This is a genomic window from Bacillus sp. AFS018417 (assembly GCF_002560985.1).
GTDB lineage: Bacteria > Bacillota > Bacilli > Bacillales > Bacillaceae_G > Bacillus_A > Bacillus_A rhizoplanae.
This window is the reverse complement of sequence record NZ_NTTM01000007.1, coordinates 1-23,085: the sequence shown is the minus strand read 5'-3', so window position 1 is coordinate 23,085 and position 23,085 is coordinate 1. Positions and strand designations below refer to the sequence as shown.

Below are 23,085 nucleotides of genomic sequence, written 5' to 3'. Positions count from 1 at the left end.
TGGGTATTCTAATAAAAGAATCCTTTTCTGCAGGTTAAGAGTCGTATCCACTTTAAACTGTAATACTCTTCCTCCCTATTCTGTTATAGTATTTTTGAAACAGAATAAAAAAAAGTGTGCCTGTTTCAGCACACTTTTTTATTTTGTTTCTCTCTTACGTCCTCCATCATGAAAACCACCTCGAATGCCAAGTTCTACTATCACACATGACATCCCCTCTATGTAATCCTCAATACAGCTGGGGCATGCCCCTCCACTGCAAAATGTTCACTCGGCCGACTTCGATTCATTTAGTCTAAATCCACAAGAGGTAGAGAATCCTGCTAATATCGCCTTCACCTGTGCCACACATGGAAATAAGAAAGCATCAAATCCGATATATTCTAAACAAACCTTACTAAATGCATTTGGTACGGCTACCAGCGAACCTACACCTAAATCTTTTCGGTTACAAGCCAAGTTTAAAGCATATTTTAGTGCCGTAACAAGATGTAACGATGCTCGTAAATCTAAATAATAATTTAAATCATTCAACGCCACGTCTTGTCCGTCCGCAATCGCTTTTGCAAAATCCCCATCAATAAATAGCACGATATCCCCTCCCCTATAGAACGTCCCACATCATTTCCAAGCGTTTCTTCATAAATAATAGTTGTAGCCCCGCATTACTTTGCAATTGTCGCTGTCTTATCATTCAATCCATTAACAGCAACGATAATTTCAAGTGGCTCAATTTTACGTGCTTCTTGAATAACCGATGCAATCGTCATTTCTTCGTTTTGAACAGTCTCTTTATCCGCTCCATTCGCAATAACAATAATTTCATAAGGTTGTACTTTTTTACTTCTTCCAACACACCACCTATCGTTTGTGCTTCATTATGTGTTGGAATCACAACAGATACGCGCATGTTATTCCTCCTAACTATACAATCGAACATATGAAACAACTGGAATTCTTACAATAACATCTTCTAGTGGACCATAGGACGGAGCTGTTCGTATGACAATTACTCCATCTGTTACAGATAAAATACTCCCAGTTACAATCTCTCCAACAGTTACAACTTGAGCAAGTTGTCCCACATGAGACCGTAATGCATCAATAAACGACATTTTATTTCCCCCTTTCTCTATACCTCACGAATTGAAATAATAATTGAAAATGGTAATGAAATAGTTGCTCCAGTTAATTCTTGTAATGTTAAAAAGTCATCTCCTACTTGCGCAATGATACCTGTTAAACCTCCAACAGTTACAGTAATTTCGACCTCTTTCCCTAACAATTGTTCTGCAATTTCTTTAAATGGAGAAACATTACATTCTTTTAAAATAAAACAAATAATATTTTGAAATTCCTGCGATTTAATGTATTCTGCAACACCTTTTTTTGTATAAACTTCTATATACCGTGCAAACCGCGGTGAAAATAATTTTTCTTCCATAACAGGGATAAATTTCTTATATAAAAAGCAATCTAATTGTTTATCGACAACATGTGCAAACTTACGCCAATAATCTTTAAATAGAGACACTAGACTTTCCCCCTATATACATTTTGTTGTATGGACAACTTGTTCACACTTATCAGCGTATACAGAAATAACACTTTTGGTGCTAAATAAACTACACATTTTCTATAAAACAAATCACATACCTATACATGAAGTACACATACAATTGCCAACATAATAAAGTGAAACTTCCAACAATAGGAGGATTTATTGTCCGCTAATATGTGGGTTAAAAAAGGAGGAATTTTATATGCGAAAAACAAAAATCGTTTGCACAATTGGACCGGCAAGTGAACAATACGAAACATTACTTTCTTTACTAGAATCTGGAATGAATGTGGCTCGGTTAAATTTTTCTCATGGAACACACGAAGAACATCGCGCACGTATAAATACAATACGAAAGGCCACAGCGGCAGCTAAAAAAAATATTGCACTCTTACAAGATATTAAAGGACCAAAAATTCGAACCGATGAATTTGAAGGAGGACAGGCAGAACTGCTTGAAGGTACGACTGTTACCGTTTCAATGAAAAAAGTACTCGGAACATCTAAACAGTTTTCCGTCACATACGAAGGTCTATACGATGATGTAGAAGTAGGATCTCATCTATTACTTGATGATGGATTATTAGAGCTAGAAGTAATAGAAAAGGCAAATGGTGAGTTACAAACAAAAGTTATACATGGCGGGATAATTAAAGATCATAAAGGTGTGAACGTACCGAATGTAAAAATCCGCCTACCTGGTATTACGGAAAAAGATAAAAAAGATATTCTTTTTGGAATAGAGCAACATATTGACTACATCGCCATCTCCTTTGTACGTAAAGCTGCTGATATTTTAGAAGTACGCGACATATTAGCGAAGCATAATGCCTCACATATTCGCGTCATCGCAAAAATTGAAAATCAAGAAGGAATTGATAATATAAAAGAGATTGTAGAAGTTGTGGATGGAATTATGGTTGCCCGCGGTGATATGGGCATTGAAATTCCAGCAGAATATGTACCGATTATCCAAAAAGAATTAATCCATACCTGTAATCTGCTCGGAAAACCGGTCATTACAGCAACGCAAATGCTGGATTCTATGCAAAGAAACCCAAGACCAACAAGAGCAGAAGCTTCAGACGTAGCAAATGCAATCTTTGATGGCACAGATGCGATTATGCTTTCAGGAGAAACAGCTGCCGGTGAATATCCAATAGAATCCGTACAAATGATGAATAAAATCGCTCTGCAAGTAGAGGAGTCTTCTCTATTCCAAAGTCAAAAGCAATTGCTTCATGATAACCATAAACAAATAACAGAAACAATCGGTGCTGCTGCTGTCCAAGCAGCTTATTCCTTACAAGCAAAGGCAATTTTAACACCAACCAAAAGTGGTTATACAGCACAAATGATTTCAAAATATCGTCCGCACACTCCTATTATCGCAACAACATCTGAACAATCTGTTATGCAGCAACTCGCACTCGTATGGGGCGTACACCCATTTTTCACTGCACCAAAACAAACGACAGATGAAGTAATTGAACAAGCATTATGTAACGCTAAAGAACAACAACTGATCTCTACGCAAGATATTGTCATTGTAACAGCAGGTGTCCCTGTTAACGAACGTGGAACGACAAATCTGATGAAAATTGAAGTTGTAAAATAAAGTAAAACTTCCATCCGTGAGCCCGCCAATAAAGTAAAAGAAGCAGATGCACTACGTCATCTGCCTCTTTTTCACTCGCAACCCTCTATATTACATGTCATGCCATTTGAAAATGTTGCTTTTTCTTTTTTTAATTCCTGCTCGATTATAGCCTCTAATGCTTCTTTGTTACGTACACCTTGTACTACACTCTCGCCAATAACAAATGTCGGCACAGCTTGTACCCCTTGTTCGTAATAAGCATGATGTACAGCTTTTTGATGCGCTTCTTTATACGTACCATTCTCTAGTGCTTGACGAAATTCATTTTGATTTAATCCTAATTCTCCGGCGATTTCTACAAGTACATCCACTTCTCCTATATTCCGTTCCTCTTGGAAAAATGCAGTAAACACGCGGTGCTGATATTCATTTCCTTTTCCATTTTCTTTCGCATATTGATATCCTTCAAATGCAGTATGTGTATATGGATGTGGTGACAAACGAGGTAATTTTATATCAACACCCATTTGCTCTGCCCACGGTGCAATTGTACTTTGGAACATCCCTAACTTGTCTGGTTCATTCCATGGATCAATACGTTCCGCTGGATATGGACGTAATTCAAATGGCATCCATTCTACTTCTACATCTTTGCCTTGAATTGCTTCTTGTAATGGTTGTTCACCAATAAAACAAAATGGACAAACATAATCGGAATATACTTTTATTTGTAATGTCATTATTTTTACTCCTTTGTTTTCTGATTGTAACAATTATAGTTACAACAAGGATTTTCTGTCAACTAAAAAGTGTTTCCATTCAAAAGAAGACATCTAACGATTTTTCAAAGCTACTATTGCGGCTACCGCATAATACAAAGCCTTCTCGTACTTTGAATGTTCCACAATTGATAAATTAACGAGCGAACCGCCGCTCGCAGAAAAATATTCAATTGCTTCTACTGGAATCGCATCTTCTTTTACTTCAATAAAACTGCCATCTTTCCAATGTCCCTTTTGGATATTCGCATACAAATCTCCAGTAATTTCGCCAATTTCTTCATCATGCTCAGACCGTAAAAGCCATTCCAGCTTTTTTAAACTCAACGTCTGTTTCATTTCACAAATCTTATCTCCTGCTAGATCATGAAATGTATAAGAATAGTATGCTCTTTTTCTTACAATCAATATCTCTTCTCCCAGTTCGTTATACAAAATAAATCGCTTTTCATTCAATGATTTCAAGAAAAACGATATGAAAATTTTCCATATCTTTTGCATTTCTGTTTCATATTCTTCTCTTAAAACTCCAATTGTATTTCCATCCATTGAAAAATACGTAACTATAGTGGCTAAAGACATTTCTCTTCGTACAACAAACCGATGTTGATGCAGTAACGGCGATGTGCCTTTGTTACAAATCATTGTCCCAATTCTCTTAGCTCTCTTTCTTTCTACAAAACTATAAATCATAAAAAGAAAAGCCATTATAATCATACTTATAAAAGTCATAGTACCTTTGTTCCACTGAAGATGCGGCGTCCGAATAAAATCAAGGATAAATGCTATAATAGCAACAAAAAATATAAAGAGAGAGAGAATAAATAGTCTTTTTCCATTCCGTTCATGATGATCATGGATCCCCATATACAACCCCGCTTTTTTACATTTTATTATCTCATTTAACCATTATTTTTCCAAACGAATCCCCGACTGAAAATATATAAAAAAAGCTATCTTATAAGATAGCCTTCTAACCTTCTACATGCCGAGTCATTGTATAAATATCATTACTTAATACACCAAACGATTTAATGTTATTTTGAATATTAGATAATAAAACCACATACGTACTTCCATTTTTACTAAAACTATTTAAACAATTCCATCCCGGCATAACGCCATGATTTGAGTAACTACCAGGGTCCACATACCAACCAAAACCATAATCTTTTTTAAATGCTGTAAACATTTGATGATAACTTTCATTTGAAATGAGCTTTCCTGTAAATAAAGCTTGATCAAATAAATATAAATCATATGCGGTCATATATATATCACCGCATCCAAATAATTGTGACATACTTGGTAAAGCTGGTGTTGTCATCTTATTATCTACAATTTTATAGCCAGTAGAAGGATATTTTTCTTGTTGAAACTTGTCACCAAATCCGGAGTGCTTCATACCAGCTACTTCAAATATATGCTTTTGAATATAATCCTCAAGAGATTCTCCACTCACTTTCTCTACAATATACGCAAGCACAGAATAGTTAGAATCGGAGTATTTCCATTTCGACCCGGGAGGGAATGCCAATTTTTGATTTCCTATTCTTCTAATCAGTTCATCATGTGTGATGTCCTCTGATCCCTCTGGATACTCTGGAATACCTGATGTATGCGTAAGAAGATGTACTAATTTAATTTCTCCGCCTCTTGGGAAGTCAGGAATATATTTTGCCACAGTATCTTCTGTGTTTAATTTATTTTGTTCTTTCAATTGCATAATAGAAGTTGCGACAAAAGCTTTCGTAATTGATCCAATGTAATAGGATGTATCTGAATTATTAGAATTTTTTTCACCTTGATTAGCAAGTCCATATCCTTTATTCAAAAGAACTTTTCCATTCTTTACAACAACAGCTGTACCACTGAAGTTTTTACTCTTTATATACTCATCTAATTGAGCATTGTTATTGATTTCTTGCGGAGATTGCTCAGTTACCAATTCTTCTGAGCGTTTCTCTACAGGTTCTGTCTTTACTTCTTTCACTTCTTTCGCTTCTTTCGCTACTTGCAATGTTTCCTTTTCTTTATTGTTCGAAGTAATTTTCGTATACCCCCAATATACAAGGATGAATAACAGACTGAGAATAATCGTTCGCTTTATATATATAATCGGTCTGCGAGAGTTCATAACAATAAAAACCTACCTTTTCTCATAGTTGCTCATTTTACATCTTACTTTATCACGCAATGGGTGGTTTACCAACACCATGCACAAAAAATAAAAAAAGAGCATCTAAAATGCAAGATAGTCGTTACATTCGTAATGAAGTGAAACTTCCATCATTGTTTTTTTCATCCCCCACCTATCTTCTTCGGATTCCTCACAATCTTGAGGGGGGTCTTACTGCCCACAGATAGCGGAATAAAAAAATCCCTCATTTTTATCAATGAGAGATTTTTTTTATTAGTTATACATGTTTTTTCATATCATCAGCAACAGACTCAACGTTTGTACCAACGATAACTTGTATACTTGTATCACTTAGTTTCATAACACCTTTTGCACCGGCACGTTTTAACGCTGGTTCATTTACTAAGTTTGCATCTTTTACTTGTAAACGAAGGCGAGTTGCACAGTTATCAATTACTATTAAGTTTTCTTTTCCGCCTAATGCTGCTACGTAAGTTTCACCGATAGACCCTGCAACTGGTGCTTCGCCTTCTTCTACTAGCTCATCGTCATCTTCACGACCTGGAGTTTTTAAGTTAAATTTCTTAATTAGGAAATAGAACACGAAGAAGTAAATTGCTGCATAAATTAAACCAATTCCTGCTAATAATAACGGTTTTGTTGCAATACCGAAGTTTAAGAAGTAATCAATTGCACCGGCACTAAATGAGAAACCGTCATGAATGCCGAGTTGTGTTGTAACAAATAAAGAAATACCTGTTAATACAGCATGAATACCATATAATACTGGTGATAAGAACATGAATGAAAATTCAATCGGTTCTGTAATACCAGTTAAGAATGAAGTTAAAGCAAGACCACCTAACATACCCGCTACTGCTTTACGTTTTTCTGGTTTTGCTGCTGCAATCATCGCAAAACATGCTGCTGGTAAACCAAACATCATGATTGGGAAAAAGCCGGTCATGAACGTACCTGCAGTTGGATCTCCCGCAAAGAAACGAGCAATATCGCCATGAACAATATCGCCTGCTGCATTTGTAAAATCACCAAGTACAAACCAGAAATATGTGTTCATTACATGGTGTAAACCAATTGGAAGTAATAAACGGTTTAATACCCCAAAAAGACCTGCACCAATCGCACCTAGATTAACGATACCGTGTGCCACTGCATCAATACCACTTTGAATCGTTGGCCAAATTTCTCCAAATACTAAACCTAATAAAAGCATAACTACAGCTGTAATAATTGGAACAAAACGTTTACCAGCAAAGAATCCTAACCATTCTGGTAATTTAATTTTATAAAATTTATTATATAGCAACCCTGCAACCACACCTGCAATAATACCACCTAAAATCGCCATATTAATTTTCGGTGCTAACGTTGCCGCCTTTGAAATCTTCCCTAAAGTATCTGCTATTTTAGACGGATCAACAGAACTAACTAAATCTTGAATGCTGTTTAATTTATCGTGTAATTCTGCCGCCGAATACCCTTTACTTAAAGTATCAGTTGTATTTTTCAAAACAAGATAGCCAATTGCACCTGCAAGAGCTGCGGCACCGCTACCATCAACAGACAAACCAACTGCAACACCAATCGCAAAAATAAGTGCTAAATTATCAAAAATTGCTGCACCGGCTTGTGCCATAACAGGAATATTAAATACGTCAGGCTGCCCTAAACGAAGCAAGAGCCCCGCTGCTGGCAATACGGCAATTGGAAGCATTAATGCTTTACCAATACGTTGTAAAAACTGCAACATCTGAATTCCTCCTATCCAAAGATATGAAAACGTTACCATTTGTAAATAAGTTTTAGAAAACGCTTTCTATTACATAATCATGATAACATATAGTTGTATAGATGTGTAGTTATTATTTCGGGTTTTTTTATGGATTTATTTCCCTTAATCCTAGTTGTTTGTAAGATTCATCCTTATTCTAATCACTAAAAAGCAAATTGATTAAAATTATCATTTTTACAAATAACGAAGCGTCCTCATGAATAGAAGTTTCATTTTATCATTCCTCATTTTCATGTTATTATTTATTTCCGCGCTTGTCGGGAAAGTTAAATTTAGTAACTAATATAATAGGAGTGGTTTATTATGCAGTGTATCGAGACTAGCAACTTACAACAGTTATTAGATCAAGTTCAGCCCTATACAAAACAAGGTAAGCTTGCAACATATATTCCCGAGCTAGGAAATGCAAATCCCGATGATTTAGGTATCGCAATTTACCATAAAGAAAGCCATTACGTTCATGCGGGAAAATCCCAGATACTCTTTACGCTTCAAAGTATTTCAAAAGTAATTACACTCGCACTTGCTCTTTTTGACCGCGGTGAAGAGTATGTATTTTCTAAAGTTGGCATGGAACCCACCGGTGATCCTTTTAATTCTATTATTAAATTAGAAACAACAAGTCCCTCTAAACCATTAAATCCAATGATTAATGCTGGGGCGTTAGCTATCACAAGTATGATTGCAGGAGAGTCCAATGAAGAAAAAATGGAACGCATTCTTCACTTTGTCCGTGATATTACAGATAATCCTTCCATTAACTACTCTTCTAAAGTTGCCATCTCTGAATTAGAAACAGCTTATTTAAACCGCTCTCTTTGCTACTATATGAAGCAAAACAACATTATCGATGGTGATATTGAAGAATTAATGGATCTATATACACGCCAATGTGCGATTGAAGTAAACTGCATCGACTTAGCCCGTATCGGACTTATCTTTGCAATGGATGGTTATGACCCATATCGCAACAAACAAATTATCCCAAAATACATTACAAAAATTTGTAAAACCTTCATGGTAACGTGTGGTATGTACAACGAATCTGGAGAATTTGCAATTCGCGTTGGAATTCCAGCAAAAAGCGGTGTAGCTGGTGGTATCTTTGGATGTGTAAAAGGTGAAATGGGTATTGGTATTTTCGGTCCTGCGCTAGATGAAAACGGAAATAGCCTTGCTGGATTTAAAATATTAGAGTTACTTTCTGAACAAGAAGGCTGGAGTATTTTCTAAAAAGCGTCTGAAATGGCGCTTTTTTCTGTATAATTTTGCATATTTCCTATACACCTCCGAATAGTATAGTACAACCTAGTGTTTTATCATATGAAGCTTCCATGCAGGAAATACCTTTACACTAATCAAATTTTATGGAAAGTATCCGGCGAGCAAACAGGATAAAGTGAAACTTCCATCAGTGGGGGCTTCATCCCCCACTGATGGTTGGTTGAACCAATCGGGCTTTTACGGGCAGTTGTCCCCCACCTACCTTCTGCGTTTCTCTCTGCATCTTAAGGTGAGGGTCTTATTGCCCGTTAATGCGGGATAATAGGGAGGTGCCCATGAAACTCATCCTTCAAACAGAAGATCAGGCAGTTCTTGAGAAAACTATCCTTCTTTTTGTATTAAGCATCGTTGAAAGTTTAAAATTAAAAGTTGTTTCCCTTGATGAAGCCTATCGATACATATTTAATTTAGATGTACTGGAATTATTAATGGACCGAAGTATTGATGATAAAGTACTAGAAATTGTTCATTTCGGCATTGAATTAGAAGACATACAAAACTTAATCCCCGAAGATTTAGAACAAAATATCGAAGAGTTGAAATGGCGCTGTATTCAAGTGCTAAGTGACTATGAGATGTATGAGGAAACGGAGCAATTGATTGAAGATATTCGGTAAAGCGAAAATTCCAGTAAAATACTGCGCTCCTTCTCCACATGAAAGCAGGAAAAAAGCACCTCTTTAGGTGCTTTTTAATGTTTTTTTAAACTATTTTTATATGTTTCAATATTTACTGGTAGCTCTTCCTCTTCTAACGTATGTTCATTTACATCTTTATGAATGTAAGCACCCTTTGGAGGTTGATGATCGTGTCCTTTTTTCTTATGATCAAAAGATTTACCGCGTCCCATACTAACACCCCTTCCTTTGAATAAAGTCTATGTTAGTATAAATAAAAGATCGTCGACATATGCAATTGTTTGTTGTATTTCCAAGGAAATGATAGAAATTTGTTTGATCCCTTGCTTAACAACCTGTGAGCCCCCACTGATGGAAGTTTCACTTTATTATAAACTTTGCGCTTCTGCCGTATTCGTCTCTTCAACCTGTTTCATTTTATTGTTCTTATTTTTAGAAAAATGGTAAAACAGTAAGCAAACAATCATAAATGGAATACCGCAATACAATGCCATACGTTGATCTGGAATAAAGGCCATACTCACAATTACAATCATATTTAATGTAAAAGCAAGAAGTGGAACAAACGGATATAATGGCGTTCTAAATTTCAGATCCTTAATATCCCCGCCTTGCTTTACATACGTTCTTCTCGCTAAAAGATTTGATAAAGCAATAGATGCCCAGACCAGTATTGCACCAAACCCTGCGATAGAAAGAAGCCATAAATAAACTGTATCTTCTGCATATATACCGCATAATAAAGAAAGACAACCAACAATGGTACTTGCAATTAATGCGTAAATTGGAACACCCTTTTTAGATAACTTACCAAAAATCGGACTAATCATTCCTTGGTTCGACATAGACCAAAGCATACGAGAAGTGGCATATAAACCAGAGTTTGCTACTGATAGCACTGCTGTAATAATAACGAAATTCATAATATCTGCTGCATATGGAATACCAATTTTATCAAATACAACTACAAACGGACTTTCTACTAATCCCGCTTGTTCCCATGGGAATAAGCCAGCGAGTATAAATATAGAAAGTATAAAGAAAACTAATATACGCCAAACCGTATTATTAATTGCTTTTGGAATTGTTTTCTCTGGATTTTCACTCTCTCCAGCCGCAATACCAACTATTTCTGTTCCCTGAAAGGAAAAATTGACGGCAACCATTGTAACTAAAATCGCTGTCAGCCCATTTGGAAACAGTCCTCCGTGATCAGTAAAATTCGAAAGCATTGGGGCTGGTTCGGTTCCTTTCATATCTAAAAATCCAAACATAGCTGCCCCACCTAAAATAATAAATGCAATAATCGTAATGACTTTAATGCTCGCAAACCAAAACTCAACCTCTGCAAAACTTCGTGAAGATAATGCATTAACAGCAAAAAGAAGTACTGCAAAAACTATGCACCAAATCCAAGATGGTACATCTGGAAACCAACGTTTCATTAAAATACTAACTGCAATCAGCTCAATCCCTATCGTAGCAGACCAGTTTAACCATGACATCCAACCTACTACATAACCTGCCGCAGGCGAAATATGCTTTGTAGCATACACTTGATAAGATCCTGCACTCGGCATGGAAACTGCTAATTCCCCAAGACAGAGCATTGTTAAATACATAACAAAGCCTCCAACAAGATATGCGGCAATTGCCCCGCCTGGTCCAGCTTCATGAATGGTATAACCGGATCCTAAGAAAAGACCTGTACCAATAACCCCTCCAAGTGCAATCATAAATATGTGTCGACTTTTTAGCTCTCGCTTTAACTCCTGATTTTGCTTTTCCATATGAACCCCCCTTTAATTTTATCCCGCTATTCGCGGACAGTAAGACCCCCGCTGATGGAAGCCTCACTTTATAAGCACCCCAAAATGTAAACGCTTTACATTTAATATGAAAAATAAAAATGAATAAAGTGCATTTTTATTTCATCGTTACTATAGATTTGTAATAAGAGGGAGATTTTTCAAAAGAAAATCTCCCTATACAAGAAAATACCCAAAACACGATAGATTGTTCATACGAAAACTTTCTTATGCTTCACTTGGTAATGACATAAATTAAACAATTGTTTAAAAGAGCATTAGAAAACGGTACATAATCCAGAAGGCTTTGTATCAATCACTTCCTGTGATCAACAGATCATCCCTGACTGTTATTAATAATGTTTGATTTGTGATAGCTTGTCCTTCTTCTACTTCTAACAACTCCACATAGCCACTGATTCCCACTTTAATCTCTACTTTCTGTTTATCCATCGTTTCAATTAAAGCTAATTTCTCCCACTCATACACATAGGAACTTTCATTAATAAATAATTTTTCAACTTTACCATAACAAGGACTGTACACGTTTTCTATCACTGTTCTCATCTTTTAAACCCCTCTTTCTTATTAAGTGCAGATGTAACTCTTTCAACTTACCCCCCATCTCAAAATTTAAAGTATTCAACTACTATTAATGCAAGATATGTACCAACCTAATTTCTTACGTGGAATTAAGAGTTAGTACTGAAAAAATTTTAATACGCGCAAAATTTTTCTTCCCCTTTACAGATTTTTAACCCAAAAACGCAAATTTTTTTTGCATACTTACAATAATTTTATTAAAATTAAGAAAAATCAGTCTTCATATGGTATACAAGGAGAAGATAAATGATGCACACAGAAGAAATTAATTTCAAAAAATTAGTCGAAATGAATATGCTATATGAAACCTTACTCAATGAAATTGATATTGGGATTCACATTATTAACGAAGAAGGCAAAACAATCATCTACAACCGCAAAATGACGGAAGTTGAATCAATGAATCATAAGGAGGTACTATATAAAAATCTTTTAGAGGTATTTGCATTTGAAGAAAATCAAAACAGTACTCTTATAGAAGCACTAAAACTAGGAAAAGCGAGAAAAAATATAAAGCAAACGTATTTTAATAATAAAGGACAAGAGATCACAACAATTAATGATACCTTTCCCATAGTAGAAAATGGAAAAATAAAGGGTGCTATTGAAATAGTAAAAGAGATTCCCCAGATAAGGCAAACAAGTAAAGCAAATGCCCTTCGAGGCCATAATACTAAATTTACCTTTAATCATATAATAGGTAATTCTAAAGCCATTCAATCGGTTATTATAGAAGCAAAAAGAGTAACACGCACCTCTTCCTCTATACTTATCGTGGGAGAAACGGGGACTGGCAAAGAATTATTTGCACAGAGTATTCATAATGAAAGTTATCGTGCAGGGAAGCCTTTTATCTCACAAAATTGTGCTGCTATACCTGAAACTCTAATGGAAAGTTTATTATTCGGCACAAACAAAGGGGCTTTTACAGGTGCAATAGATAAACCAGGTTTATTTGAAGAAGCACACGGGGGAACTTTATTATTAGATGAAATTAACTCATTAAGCCCAGCACTTCAAGCTAAATTGTTGCGTGCAATACAAGATAAAACAATACGAAGAATCGGAGGAACACAAGAAAAAGAAGTAGACGTTCGAATCATAGCAACTATTAATGAAGATCCAATTGAAGCCATTACACACAACCGCTTACGAAAAGACCTATATTACAGATTAAGCGTTGTTACTTTATTTCTTCCACCTTTAAGAAAACGAAAAGAAGACATCTTCCCCCTTCTTCATAGTTTTATTGAAAAATATAATATGCAATTTGGCTTAAAAGTAAAAGGGATTGCTGACGACGTAAGGGACTTTTTCTATAAACACGATTGGCCTGGAAATATAAGAGAATTAGAACATATAATTGAAGGATCCATGAATTTAATAGAAGATGAGGAAATGATTACAACATCCCATCTTCCAACACGCTTTTATGAGTTAACAAAAAATGAATTCAACATTCACCCTCCTCTAACTAGGTGGGAGACAGATAACTCAGATTCCACATCTAAAACTTTAAAGAACACAATAAATGAAATGGAAAAAGAATATATCATTCAAGTTCTTAACGAACATAACGGTAATATCTCACAAGCCGCAAAATACTTAGGATTAAGTAGGCAAAATCTACAGTATCGATTAAAAAAGTACGGGCTAAACACGTAAAGATTATCGCTCTATCATTAATCCATACGAGTTTCTATAAAGTTTCTATAAGTACAGCAAAAAAGGGCGTTCTTAAAGAACAGCCCTCTATTTTTTTGTATGACACCACTCATAAACAAATGACAGAATCACTTTTGTAAACTCAACAAGCTGTTCTATCTCAACCTTTTCATTTACTGAGTGCGCTTCTTCTAACGTGCCTGGCCCGTAAATCACTGCTGGAATGTTAAATTCACTAAACCATCCTCCATCAGTTACTGTTGCAGACATATCAAGAATGGCACTGCGGTGTAATGTTGATTCATGTACAGCAGCAAGTTGTCGTACTGCTGGATGATCTTGATCAACTTCTAATGAAGGAAAGATTTCACCACGATCCACAATCATAGATTCCCCGCCCCATTTAAATTGTGGTGGATTTTCACGCAACCATGGATCAGCTGCCGCAAGTCTGCCAATATAATCTTCAATCTCTTCAATCACTTGTTGATGTGTTTCATTTGGATAAAAGTGTACCGTAATCCATAATCGGCATTCATCTGCAATAAATGCTGCATGACGGCCGCCTTCAATGACAGCCGGATTAATTGTCGTTGTCCCTACTGGATAACCTTCATATGTTTTCATAATAGCCCAGTGACGTTCTAGCTCTTGCAACCCTTGCACAATTTTCATCATCTTTTCAATCGCACTCGCTCCGAACAAGCGACCGCCGGCATGAATCATTTGTCTGCGCGTTGCATCATGAAATGTTTGCGGACTTTTCACAGTAATCCATCCTGTAATAACCCCGCCTTGGCCTTGCATATGTAAATCACTTGTATCCACAACAACTGCAAAATCAGCATTATATCCACGCTTGCAACATTGAAGCGTTCCTGCTTCTCCCACTTCTTCTCCAATTACCGATTGAAAAATTAAATCCCCAGGCAGTTCCATACCAGCTTCTTGCAAAAGCTGAATGGCAAATAGAGCTCCAGCTAGTCCACCTTTCATATCAGCAGCGCCGCGGCCAACAAGCCAACCATCTTTAATAAAAGGTTCAAACGGTCCAGTTTCCCATGGTTCATCTGCTGAAACTTCTGCTACATCCATATGACCATTAATAATTAAGCTTTTGTGCGAATCTCCTGCTGTACCCTGTTTCACTCCAACAATATTCGGATCATTCGGATACACATCCCATTTATCAATCTTAAAATCACGCTTCGTTAAAAAATCAGCGATAAATTGCTGTGCTTCATTCGTATTTCTTGCTGGTGGTGCAGGAGTTTCAAAACGGATTAATGCTTTTGCCAGTTCTACTATTTCATCTTTTCTTACATCAATTTGTTCTAGTAGCTGTGAAATCGTTTCATTCATTGCAAATTCCCCTTTGCATACCTAGTATATTCTTGCTCTTATTTTCACATAAAAAAGAGACTGTTTACAATGTTACAGTCTCTCATAAGCCACAAAATATATTTGTAAAGAACTTATTCTACAGAAACAATTCATACAAGAGAAGATTCTATCAAATATTTTTAATATATAATGAATGCAAAAGTAATTAAGGAGATAATGGCTATGCAAAAATTACTCATATATCAAGATAACTCCTCTCATAAATTTTGGAGAATCAACGTTACCGGAAACTGCTTTACCGTTACTTATGGAAAGATTGGAACCATTGGTGCTATTCAAAGTAAACAATTTGATTCACCTCAAAAATGTGAAAAAGAAGCTAATAAACTAATCAATTCAAAGTTAAAAAAGGGATATATAATTACAGACAATACTGAAGAAATAGTAAAAGAAAGTACGATAACAGAGGACACTTTCTGGAATTTACTAGATTCAGCGAAAAAGAAAGGTGATGATCCAGAAGAACAAGTCGAATGGCTAATTAATCACTTATCCAGAAAACCAATTAAAGATATTATTGAGTTTGACTTCATTCTTCAAAATTATCATCATTCTTCTTATACATCTGACTTATGGGCCGCTGCCTATATTATCCTGGGTGGTTGCTCCGATGATTCGTTTGACTATTTTAGAGCATGGCTGATTTTTCAAGGAAAAGATATATTTAACGTTACCCTACGGGATCCACAGGCTATTATTCCAGCTTTACAATTGATAGAAGACGGAGAAGTCCCTGAATTGGAAGATCTGCTATTTGTAGCAAGTAGTGCATATGAAGAAAAGACGGGATTAGATGATGAACAATATAACAATCTATACTTGCAAACAAAAGACGGGCCATACAGTTTCCCAGACATCGAATTTGATTGGGATGAAAATGACGAAGAAGGATTAAAAAATAAATTCCCCAAATTGTGGGAGTTGTATGGTGATGAACCATTAGGATAGCAAAAAACAATAAAGTGAAACTTCCATCAGTGGTTTTTTTCATCCCCCACTGATGGTTAGTTAAACCAATCGGGCTTTTACGGGCAGCTATCCCCCACCTATCTTCTTCGCTTCTCTCTCAATCTTGAGGTGGGGGTCTTACTGCCCGTTAATGCGGGATAAAACTTGATTTGATTGAAGCATCCCTTGAATTGAAACGATAAAATCCCAGCAAGTAAAAAAGAAATTGACTTACCTTTTACCTGCTAGGATTTTTATTTTCTCTCTCATTATCTTAATTAAAAATCAACCTTCTCCAAATACAACCCACTTGCATCGGCAAGACAATTTATTTGGTTTCGTTGTTTTGCCTCTAAAATTTGCGGTATTGCTTCAGCATCTAGCTGGCCTAATCCAACTTCTATTAACGCTCCAACAATTTTTCTCACCATATTGTGAAGAAATCCGTTTCCGCTTACTCTAATTTGGATAAAGCCCTCGTCTTCAACGATATCAAGCATATATACTTCTCGAACCATAGACTTCTTCTTAGATTTAGCATTTGAAAAAGCAGTAAAATCATGTGAGCCGATTAAATATTGAGCTGCTTTTTTCATGCGTTCAATATTTAACTTTTTTCCAACGTGCATGCTGTATTTTCGCATGAATGGATTTGTATGTTCCTCATTCCAAATCTTATATAAATACGTTTTCGCTTTCGAGTTGTAGCGGGCATGGAAACGCTCCGGAACTAATTCCACATCAGTAATACTAATATCATTTGGTAAGTATTGATTTAAGTACTTTTTAACTTTAGGTTCCGCCAAATTCTCATCAATCGTAAAATTAGCTACTTGATTAAGAGCATGTACACCAGCATCCGTTCTGCTGCAGCCAATAATTTCGATTTCTCTTCCGAGCATTTCAGATAATACACTCTCTATTTTTCCTTGAATGGTATTATCATTATTGCCAAGACGCTGCCAGCCCTTATAGCGTGCACCATCATATTGAATCGTCAATTTATAATTGTTCATTGTATTCTCCTTACTTTAATTCGCTGAATAAAGTGAAACTTCCATCAGTGGGAAGTTTCTTCATCCCCAACCTACCTTCTTCGCTATTCTCTGAATCTTGAAGTGAGGGTCTTACTGCCCATTAATGGGGGATAAAACAAAATCTTAAGCATTCTATGATGTTTTTCGTTATCTTCTTTCCATAGTAACACAAGACAGCTACTTTAGTGTCTACTTGTGCCAATGTATTATGCGCGTAGCCTAAATCAACAGTGTACAATCTCCCTCTTCTCGTTCACGGACGCTACCCATGTTCCTGCCAGAACTTCTGCAGTTCTTCTTCAGACGGTACATTTTTCTCCCACTCTTCGCACTCCTCTAGAAGCTTCTCAGTCTCATGGACGACAGACGGTTCCTTCTTCCGAAACCTCACTGTGGCTTCCTCTACTTCACTAAACTTCGTATATACTTTTCCATACCAATCTCGTAAGATGCCCTTCACATAAGCAAGCGTCCGCTTGTTGTTTTCATGAGCAATCTGGAGTGCTTTTAATACAAGTTCATCTGACAGATCATCCATCCACGCATTCAGTTCCTCCGTCGTATACCGTGACAAGCTGCCAAAGTTTTGTTCATAAAACATGAATACATTGTCGCCCGAATCAATTTTTCCATCTACTTCACAGCTTTCGGCATCATCTTGAGGAGCAGCTTGAAACTCCTCAACCGGCATACCGAAATGCTCCAATAATAGCGGAATGCTCAACTCCTCTTCCAAGCATTTTTGAAGAAACATATGAATAAACTTTTTGCTTTTCACAGTCTTTAACTCACGCAACACGCATTTCTCAATGTTTGTGTTCGCAACTGGGTTATAACGCAACCAATTCTGGATATATAACTCCTTCGTTTCTGCATCATATAATACGATGAACCGCTGCAGCAGCTTCTCGACAGTCTCTCTGTTATAGCCTGTTTCCATCTCCGCCAAACGCTTCGGTAACGAATAAATACCGCATTGCGTCGTTTTAGAGCATGTCAGCAAGTATATGTAAAAGTATCGCTCCTCCGGCGTTAAGTCCAATATAAAATCATCCTGCCAAAAATTCACCTGTACATTCCGGTATACTACCATATGTATTCCTCCCATCTTTACCGCAAATATAAAATTGCCGTTTCCTTAATAGATATAAGGATGAGTGAGGAAATTTGGTAGTTTTATTTTATAAAAAATTACTACTACGGTTTTATTGCTTTCGGGGTGATTCTTGTAGTAGTAGTGTTTTTTATTTTGTTTTTGTAATGATTTATTACTTGCAAGGGGCTTGGGATGGGCTTACAAGGGGTTTGTAAGGGGCTATTCATTGTGAGTCGAAAGAATTTGGCTATCATTACTATAAAACATGGTAAAAAATAGTGAAAATTTAAGAATAATAAGGTAAACTAATCAATGGTCTTATTTTACTAGTTTAAAGTCAATTGACGTTGATGTATGCGGAGGAAAGATTTATGAACAACAACACGCTAAATGAATCAGTTGAAGAAATTGATAAAAAACGAAGTGATAAAAAACGGGTAAACTCAATCAAGTGGTTTAAAAATTGGAAGTTTATCACAGCGGGTGGCGCTGTTATAATTGCACTTCTAATTGGGGGAATGAGTTATTATCAGGCAACCCGTTTCAATTCACATGTTACGATTAATGACACAAACGTCGGCGGTCTGACTGCTGATCAGGCAATAAAGAAATTACAAGCATCTGTATTAAAAAACGAAGTCTATGTTGATCAACAACAAATTTTAGATGAAGAAGATACACAAATAGGATTTACGGATGAAGATTTGCCTAAAGTTAAGAAATTACTAAAAAGCCAGTGGACATTTTTCCCTTCCTCAAAGGAAAAAAATTATTGGCTGATACCCGAAAAGGCGGATCAATATCGAAGCGAAACGATGAAAAAACTTGTAGAAGAAAAGCTCTTATCTATGAATAAAGATTTAAAAGCGCCTCAAGATGCTATGGCGAAGTTGGAGCAGGGCAAAGTTGTTATCTCAAAAAGCATTGACGGAAAACAGTATGATGTCGCTAATCTATTGAAGGATTACGACAAGCAGAAGTATAAAAGTGAAATCCATTTGAATCCTGTATACATACAGCCTATTAAAGAAAACAATCCGATTGTAAAAAAAGAGGAGAAAGCGCTACAGGATCTTCTTCAACAAACCATTGATTATAAGGTACAAAATGAAGTTTACTCTTTAACAGCTAAAGATCTAATTAAAAATGCCTCTATGTCAAAGGATATGAAGGTTACAATCGATGCGAGTGACATTAAAAACAAAATTACTGAAATTAATAAATCTCAAGCAACATTAAATAAAAACTTCACATTTACAACCCATTCTGGTTCGGTCATATCAGTAAAAGGACAAGGCTATGGCTGGGCAATAGATGTTGAAAAAGAAGCAAAACGAATCCAAGAAGCCTTCGAAAAAGGGGAAAAATCACTTTCTGCTTCTAATATTTACGGAAATGGCTGGGAGAATAAAGGCATCGGTTATGAAACAACAGCCAATAATGGCATTGGAGACACGTATGCTGAAGTGTCAATTGCAGAACAGCAAATCTGGATTTACAAAGATGGAAAATTGGCAGTCACAACGAGTGTAGTGACTGGTAAACATAGCACGAGTGAAGATACATCACCGGGAGTGTGGTATATCCTCTATAAACGATCACCGTACACACTCAAAGGCAGCGCAGTAGGTAAACCTGATTATTCCGTTAAGGTAGATTACTGGGCTCCGTTTACAAACAGCGGACAAGGGTTCCACGATGCCGGCTGGCGGACAAACTGGGCAAATAATGCCTATTTAACGGGCGGTTCGGGCGGATGTGTCAACCTCCCTCCTAGTGTTGCGAAAACTGTGTATGATAATCTCAGCACTTATGAGCCGGTTGTCGTGTACTAGCGAATAGCAGTCTCTCATGAAGTGAGGCATGTATCCAGAACTGAAAAAGTATTTTCTTTATAAAAAAAAGAAGCAGGCAATCGCAAGTGATTGTCTGCTTCTTTTTTTTATGTATGATACGTCCTTCTCATGTGCAGGTGGAGAAACAGTTATATGCTTATATTCACTTGCAACAAAAACTCCATTTACTTATGGTACAGTTCACCGTTATGAATCTATATGAGGTAAATTTCTAGGTGATTGAACTCTACTGGGCTTACCACCACGACTCTTCATGATATTTGTTGCTTTCTTCGTATTTAAGTAATGCAAATATAGTGATTCGTTGGATATACCATAAAAAAATTTAAGCGGTTACTTGTGATACGTACCTATACGGTTTCTACTGCCGCTTCAAGCATTGTTCCATTTTTAGCATAATTCGTATGCCAAGAAAAAGCTTTTTCTAAAACATGAGGAGTTTGTCCACCTCTTGTTTGTGCTTCTTGGTAATAGGCTCGTAGCTGGTCACGATACATTGGATGTGCGCAATTCTCAATAATCAGTTCCACTCTTTCCCTTGGCGCCAGTCCCCTTAAGTCAGCATATCCCTGTTCAGTGACAATCACATCTACATCGTGTTCAGTATGGTCTACATGAGAGACGAAAGGAACGATGCTTGAAATGTTACCGCCTTTCGCAATGGATTTAGTAACAAAGATAGCTAGGCGTGCATTTCTTGCAAAATCACCAGAACCACCAATGCCGTTCATCATCTTTGTACCTAAAACGTGAGTAGAGTTGACATTTCCGTATATATCTAATTCTAAAGCAGTATTAATCGAGATTAATCCAAGGCGGCGAATGATTTCAGGATGATTAGAAATCTCTTGCGGGCGCATCATTAATTTATCGCGATATTTTTCAAAGTTGGAAAATACCTGTTGCATTTTCTCTTCGGAAAGCGTGATGGAGCAGCAGGAAGCAAAATGGACTTTCCCAGCATCCATAAGATCAAAGACCGCATCCTGTAATACCTCAGAATACACTTCTAAATCTTCAAACTCCGAATCTAACATTCCATGCAGCACTGCATTGGCCACTGAACCAATTCCCGATTGTAATGGCGCTAAACGATTTGTTAATCTGCCTACTTTTACTTCTTTTCGAAGGAACTCTATTAAATGCTGTGCCATGATAACCGTTTCTTCATCTGGAGGAACAATCGTCGATGGCGAATCAAGTTGGTTCGTAAACACAATACCCTTCACTTTTTCAACATCAATTGGAATGCCGATAGTTCCAATTCGATCATCCGATTTAACGAGCGGAATTGGAGGCCTTGCCCCTTGTTTTCCTGGTTCATATAAATCATGCAGCCCCTCTAGTTGTGTAGATTGAGCCATATTAATTTCAATAATAATGGACTTGGCATTTAGGGAAAACGCTAAGGAATTTCCAATTGAAGTGGTTGGAATAATCATTCCGTCCTCAGTTATCGCAACCGCTTCCAAAATAGCGACATCTATATCCATAACGTCGGCACGGAGTAGCTCTGCTGTATGAGACAAGTGCTGATCCACAAATAAAAAGTCTCCTTTATTAATTCCTTTTCGCATGGTCGCATCGGCTTGGAAGGGCAATCTTTTTCCTAAAATTCCTGCTTCAGCAAATAATTTATCTACATCCGAACCTAAGGAAGCTCCAGTATAAACATTTACTTTAAAAGATTCATCATGCTTAACGCGGTTCACCAGCGCAAATGGGACTGCCTTCACATCACCTGCACGTGTAAATCCACTTAAGCCTAAAGTCATTCCATTTTGAATCCAGGAAGCCGCTTCTTCAGGTGTAACTACCCGGTCCTTTAGACGTTGGTCCCTGATTCTCTCCAAATTATTCTCCATAAGTAATCCCTCTCTTAATGAATATTCATAATTATTTTACACATTAACACTATCAAAATAGGGATTTTGGTATACGATACCGAAAATTCAGATAAAATAGCAAATCTAGGCTCTAGAGCAGAGAAATCTAGAATCCTAGAAGCTTCCGAAAATAACTGGCGTATGATTGACTAACTGGTACCCTCTCACCATTATCCATCGAAAGTAAAAAGGTAGAATGGGTATCAGGATAAATCGCTTTAATATGATTAACATTTACAATAAATGAGCGGTGGCATCTAATAAACGAATCCTTCGGAAGCAAGTATTCGAATTCTTGCAGAGAGTATTTATGCGTTCCTGATAACTCTTCGGAATTCACATACGTCTTTTTATCTTTAGCCTCTAAATAAATGACCTTTGAAAAAGGAATCGGAATCCAGCCGTCCGTTGTTTTTAAGGTAACGACCGATTTTCCATCCGTTAAAGCTGGATAAATTGCCGTCACGCAACCCTCAAGTTTTCCATTATTTAAAAATGGTACGGCCATTCCATGATAAGGAATACCAAAAACATCCCGATTAATAAACTCAGAAACCTTTTGCTTCGTCACGATTGCTTTATGGGCAATCGTCCCTTCCTTTATAGGGTCCCCGACGCTAATTTTTAAATCAATTCGTTTACTTGGCCGATAGTATATATATTCTTTTGTATTAGAAACAGCAATTGAAATTTCATCTGAAAATACTTCACCAATAACATCTAGTAGTAAGCCTAAGGTTATATCTTCCATACTATTAACACCTCATTTACTATTATACTACTTAACACCAAACTGTACTGATTCTGATGGGAAAAAGACATCATGGAAACAAAACAGTGATATGGGAAAAAGACAGAATCAATCCTTTTGCCATATCCCACACAATCTCCTCATTGAAATGATCATCTATAAAGCAAAACGAAAAGGCATTCCTGTACAAGTCGTGGAAGAATCGTATACAAGCAA

19 protein-coding genes and 4 pseudogenes are annotated in these 23,085 nt (G+C 36.6%); 7 read left to right on the top strand and 16 right to left on the bottom strand.

The window, feature by feature from the left end; genetic code table 11:
* Window positions 1-138: 138 nt before the first annotated feature.
* From CN326_RS05070 to CN326_RS05060, 4 genes and pseudogenes are all read right to left on the bottom strand, one after another.
* A pseudogene (locus CN326_RS05070) lies at window positions 139-785 on the bottom strand (glycosyl transferase); the annotation flags it as partial.
* 12 nt (window positions 786-797) lie between these two features.
* Window positions 798-910: pseudogene (locus CN326_RS24515) on the bottom strand (glycosyltransferase); the annotation flags it as partial.
* A 10-nt stretch (window positions 911-920) separates the two neighbouring features.
* On the bottom strand, window positions 921-1,115 hold the full coding sequence (locus tag CN326_RS05065; protein ID WP_098306863.1) for a hypothetical protein: 195 nt from the start codon (window positions 1,113-1,115) through the stop codon (window positions 921-923).
* A gap of 17 nt (window positions 1,116-1,132) precedes the next feature.
* Complete coding sequence (locus CN326_RS05060; RefSeq protein ID WP_098306861.1) at window positions 1,133-1,534, bottom strand: DUF2642 domain-containing protein; 402 nt, start codon at window positions 1,532-1,534, stop codon at window positions 1,133-1,135.
* Window positions 1,535-1,763: 229 nt separating this feature from the next.
* Between CN326_RS05060 and pyk the strand changes: the two are divergent.
* A pseudogene (pyk, locus tag CN326_RS05055) lies at window positions 1,764-3,173 on the top strand (pyruvate kinase); the annotation flags it as partial.
* Window positions 3,174-3,250: 77 nt separating this feature from the next.
* Here the strand turns inward: pyk and CN326_RS05050 are convergent.
* The 4 genes from CN326_RS05050 to nagE all read right to left on the bottom strand — a co-directional run bounded on the left by CN326_RS05050 (window position 3,251) and on the right by nagE (window position 7,851).
* Window positions 3,251-3,901: a DsbA family oxidoreductase gene (locus tag CN326_RS05050; RefSeq protein ID WP_098306857.1), complete on the bottom strand. Its 651-nt coding sequence runs from the start codon at window positions 3,899-3,901 to the stop codon at window positions 3,251-3,253.
* Window positions 3,902-3,994: 93 nt separating this feature from the next.
* A complete protein-coding gene (locus tag CN326_RS05045) occupies window positions 3,995-4,807 on the bottom strand; it encodes a sugar ABC transporter ATP-binding protein (protein WP_098306855.1) in 813 nt (270 codons plus the stop codon).
* A 106-nt stretch (window positions 4,808-4,913) separates the two neighbouring features.
* Window positions 4,914-6,077, bottom strand: a complete 1,164-nt coding sequence (locus CN326_RS05040) for a serine hydrolase domain-containing protein (protein WP_098306853.1) — start codon at window positions 6,075-6,077, stop codon at window positions 4,914-4,916.
* 280 nt (window positions 6,078-6,357) lie between these two features.
* Window positions 6,358-7,851 carry an N-acetylglucosamine-specific PTS transporter subunit IIBC gene (nagE, locus tag CN326_RS05035; RefSeq protein WP_098306851.1) on the bottom strand — a complete coding sequence of 498 codons (1,494 nt, stop codon included), beginning with the start codon at window positions 7,849-7,851 and terminating at the stop codon, window positions 6,358-6,360.
* A 345-nt stretch (window positions 7,852-8,196) separates the two neighbouring features.
* Between nagE and glsA the strand changes: the two genes are divergently transcribed.
* Together glsA and CN326_RS05025 are read left to right on the top strand one after the other, a co-directional pair.
* A complete protein-coding gene (gene glsA / locus CN326_RS05030; protein ID WP_098306849.1) occupies window positions 8,197-9,126 on the top strand; it encodes a glutaminase A in 930 nt (309 codons plus the stop codon).
* Between the two features lie 326 nt (window positions 9,127-9,452).
* Window positions 9,453-9,794 carry a DUF3969 family protein gene (locus tag CN326_RS05025; RefSeq protein WP_098306847.1) on the top strand — a complete coding sequence of 114 codons (342 nt, stop codon included), beginning with the start codon at window positions 9,453-9,455 and terminating at the stop codon, window positions 9,792-9,794.
* 74 nt (window positions 9,795-9,868) lie between these two features.
* Here the strand turns inward: CN326_RS05025 and CN326_RS24510 are convergent, their stop codons facing one another.
* The 3 genes from CN326_RS24510 to CN326_RS05010 all read right to left on the bottom strand — a co-directional run bounded on the left by CN326_RS24510 (window position 9,869) and on the right by CN326_RS05010 (window position 12,190).
* Window positions 9,869-10,027 carry a hypothetical protein gene (locus CN326_RS24510; protein WP_020061179.1) on the bottom strand — a complete coding sequence of 53 codons (159 nt, stop codon included), beginning with the start codon at window positions 10,025-10,027 and terminating at the stop codon, window positions 9,869-9,871.
* Window positions 10,028-10,183: 156 nt separating this feature from the next.
* On the bottom strand, window positions 10,184-11,605 hold the full coding sequence (locus CN326_RS05015) for an amino acid permease (RefSeq protein WP_098306845.1): 1,422 nt from the start codon (window positions 11,603-11,605) through the stop codon (window positions 10,184-10,186).
* Between the two features lie 330 nt (window positions 11,606-11,935).
* Complete coding sequence (locus CN326_RS05010; RefSeq protein ID WP_098306843.1) at window positions 11,936-12,190, bottom strand: biotin/lipoyl-containing protein; 255 nt, start codon at window positions 12,188-12,190, stop codon at window positions 11,936-11,938.
* Window positions 12,191-12,475: 285 nt separating this feature from the next.
* Here CN326_RS05010 and CN326_RS05005 point away from each other — a divergent pair, with 285 nt between their 5' ends.
* On the top strand, window positions 12,476-13,891 hold the full coding sequence (locus CN326_RS05005; RefSeq protein WP_098306926.1) for a sigma-54 interaction domain-containing protein: 1,416 nt from the start codon (window positions 12,476-12,478) through the stop codon (window positions 13,889-13,891).
* A gap of 87 nt (window positions 13,892-13,978) precedes the next feature.
* Here CN326_RS05005 and CN326_RS05000 read toward each other — a convergent pair whose 3' ends face one another.
* Window positions 13,979-15,253, bottom strand: a complete 1,275-nt coding sequence (locus tag CN326_RS05000; protein ID WP_098306841.1) for an acetylornithine deacetylase — start codon at window positions 15,251-15,253, stop codon at window positions 13,979-13,981.
* A 204-nt stretch (window positions 15,254-15,457) separates the two neighbouring features.
* Between CN326_RS05000 and CN326_RS04995 the strand changes: the two genes are divergently transcribed.
* Window positions 15,458-16,243 (top strand): DUF4240 domain-containing protein, encoded by a 786-nt coding sequence (locus tag CN326_RS04995; protein ID WP_098306839.1) that lies wholly within the window; start codon window positions 15,458-15,460, stop codon window positions 16,241-16,243.
* A 278-nt stretch (window positions 16,244-16,521) separates the two neighbouring features.
* Here the strand turns inward: CN326_RS04995 and truA are convergent, their stop codons facing one another.
* Together truA and CN326_RS04985 are read right to left on the bottom strand one after the other, a co-directional pair.
* Entirely contained in the window at window positions 16,522-17,259 is a 738-nt protein-coding gene (gene truA / locus CN326_RS04990; protein ID WP_098306837.1) for a tRNA pseudouridine(38-40) synthase TruA, read from the bottom strand.
* Between the two features lie 283 nt (window positions 17,260-17,542).
* Window positions 17,543-18,373, bottom strand: a complete 831-nt coding sequence (locus tag CN326_RS04985; RefSeq protein ID WP_098306835.1) for a DnaD domain-containing protein — start codon at window positions 18,371-18,373, stop codon at window positions 17,543-17,545.
* 374 nt (window positions 18,374-18,747) lie between these two features.
* On the opposite strand from CN326_RS04985, the gene CN326_RS04980 reads away from it, so the two are divergent.
* Complete coding sequence (locus tag CN326_RS04980) at window positions 18,748-20,211, top strand: L,D-transpeptidase family protein (protein ID WP_098306833.1); 1,464 nt, start codon at window positions 18,748-18,750, stop codon at window positions 20,209-20,211.
* Window positions 20,212-20,582: 371 nt separating this feature from the next.
* Here CN326_RS04980 and CN326_RS04970 read toward each other — a convergent pair whose 3' ends face one another.
* Together CN326_RS04970 and CN326_RS04965 are read right to left on the bottom strand one after the other, a co-directional pair.
* The gene (locus CN326_RS04970; protein ID WP_098306829.1) at window positions 20,583-22,097 is read right to left on the bottom strand and encodes a succinyl-CoA:acetate CoA-transferase ScpC; all 1,515 of its coding nucleotides are present in this window, start codon (window positions 22,095-22,097) and stop codon (window positions 20,583-20,585) included.
* 127 nt (window positions 22,098-22,224) lie between these two features.
* On the bottom strand, window positions 22,225-22,869 hold the full coding sequence (locus CN326_RS04965) for a LytTR family DNA-binding domain-containing protein (RefSeq protein WP_098306827.1): 645 nt from the start codon (window positions 22,867-22,869) through the stop codon (window positions 22,225-22,227).
* Window positions 22,870-22,927: 58 nt separating this feature from the next.
* On the opposite strand from CN326_RS04965, the pseudogene CN326_RS04960 reads away from it, so the two are divergent.
* Window positions 22,928-23,085, top strand: a pseudogene (locus CN326_RS04960) (IS200/IS605 family accessory protein TnpB-related protein); the annotation flags it as partial.

What these genes read in the sequence shown, in the direction of transcription:
- CN326_RS05015 (WP_098306845.1), bottom strand. Translation starts at nt 11,605, where the DNA reads ATGGAAAAGCAAAATCAGGAGTTAAAGCGAGAGCTAAAAAGTCGACAC.
- CN326_RS05045 (WP_098306855.1), bottom strand. Translation starts at nt 4,807, where the DNA reads ATGGGGATCCATGATCATCATGAACGGAATGGAAAAAGACTATTTATT.
- CN326_RS05040 (WP_098306853.1), bottom strand. Translation starts at nt 6,077, where the DNA reads ATGAACTCTCGCAGACCGATTATATATATAAAGCGAACGATTATTCTC.
- CN326_RS05065 (WP_098306863.1), bottom strand. Translation starts at nt 1,115, where the DNA reads ATGTCGTTTATTGATGCATTACGGTCTCATGTGGGACAACTTGCTCAA.
- nagE (WP_098306851.1), bottom strand. Translation starts at nt 7,851, where the DNA reads ATGTTGCAGTTTTTACAACGTATTGGTAAAGCATTAATGCTTCCAATT.
- CN326_RS05005 (WP_098306926.1), top strand. Translation starts at nt 12,476, where the DNA reads ATGCACACAGAAGAAATTAATTTCAAAAAATTAGTCGAAATGAATATG.
- glsA (WP_098306849.1), top strand. Translation starts at nt 8,197, where the DNA reads ATGCAGTGTATCGAGACTAGCAACTTACAACAGTTATTAGATCAAGTT.
- CN326_RS04970 (WP_098306829.1), bottom strand. Translation starts at nt 22,097, where the DNA reads ATGGAGAATAATTTGGAGAGAATCAGGGACCAACGTCTAAAGGACCGG.
- truA (WP_098306837.1), bottom strand. Translation starts at nt 17,259, where the DNA reads ATGAACAATTATAAATTGACGATTCAATATGATGGTGCACGCTATAAG.
- CN326_RS05050 (WP_098306857.1), bottom strand. Translation starts at nt 3,901, where the DNA reads ATGACATTACAAATAAAAGTATATTCCGATTATGTTTGTCCATTTTGT.
- CN326_RS04985 (WP_098306835.1), bottom strand. Translation starts at nt 18,373, where the DNA reads ATGGTAGTATACCGGAATGTACAGGTGAATTTTTGGCAGGATGATTTT.
- CN326_RS24510 (WP_020061179.1), bottom strand. Translation starts at nt 10,027, where the DNA reads ATGGGACGCGGTAAATCTTTTGATCATAAGAAAAAAGGACACGATCAT.
- CN326_RS04980 (WP_098306833.1), top strand. Translation starts at nt 18,748, where the DNA reads ATGAACAACAACACGCTAAATGAATCAGTTGAAGAAATTGATAAAAAA.
- CN326_RS05000 (WP_098306841.1), bottom strand. Translation starts at nt 15,253, where the DNA reads ATGAATGAAACGATTTCACAGCTACTAGAACAAATTGATGTAAGAAAA.
- CN326_RS04995 (WP_098306839.1), top strand. Translation starts at nt 15,458, where the DNA reads ATGCAAAAATTACTCATATATCAAGATAACTCCTCTCATAAATTTTGG.
- CN326_RS05010 (WP_098306843.1), bottom strand. Translation starts at nt 12,190, where the DNA reads ATGAGAACAGTGATAGAAAACGTGTACAGTCCTTGTTATGGTAAAGTT.
- CN326_RS04965 (WP_098306827.1), bottom strand. Translation starts at nt 22,869, where the DNA reads ATGGAAGATATAACCTTAGGCTTACTACTAGATGTTATTGGTGAAGTA.
- CN326_RS05025 (WP_098306847.1), top strand. Translation starts at nt 9,453, where the DNA reads ATGAAACTCATCCTTCAAACAGAAGATCAGGCAGTTCTTGAGAAAACT.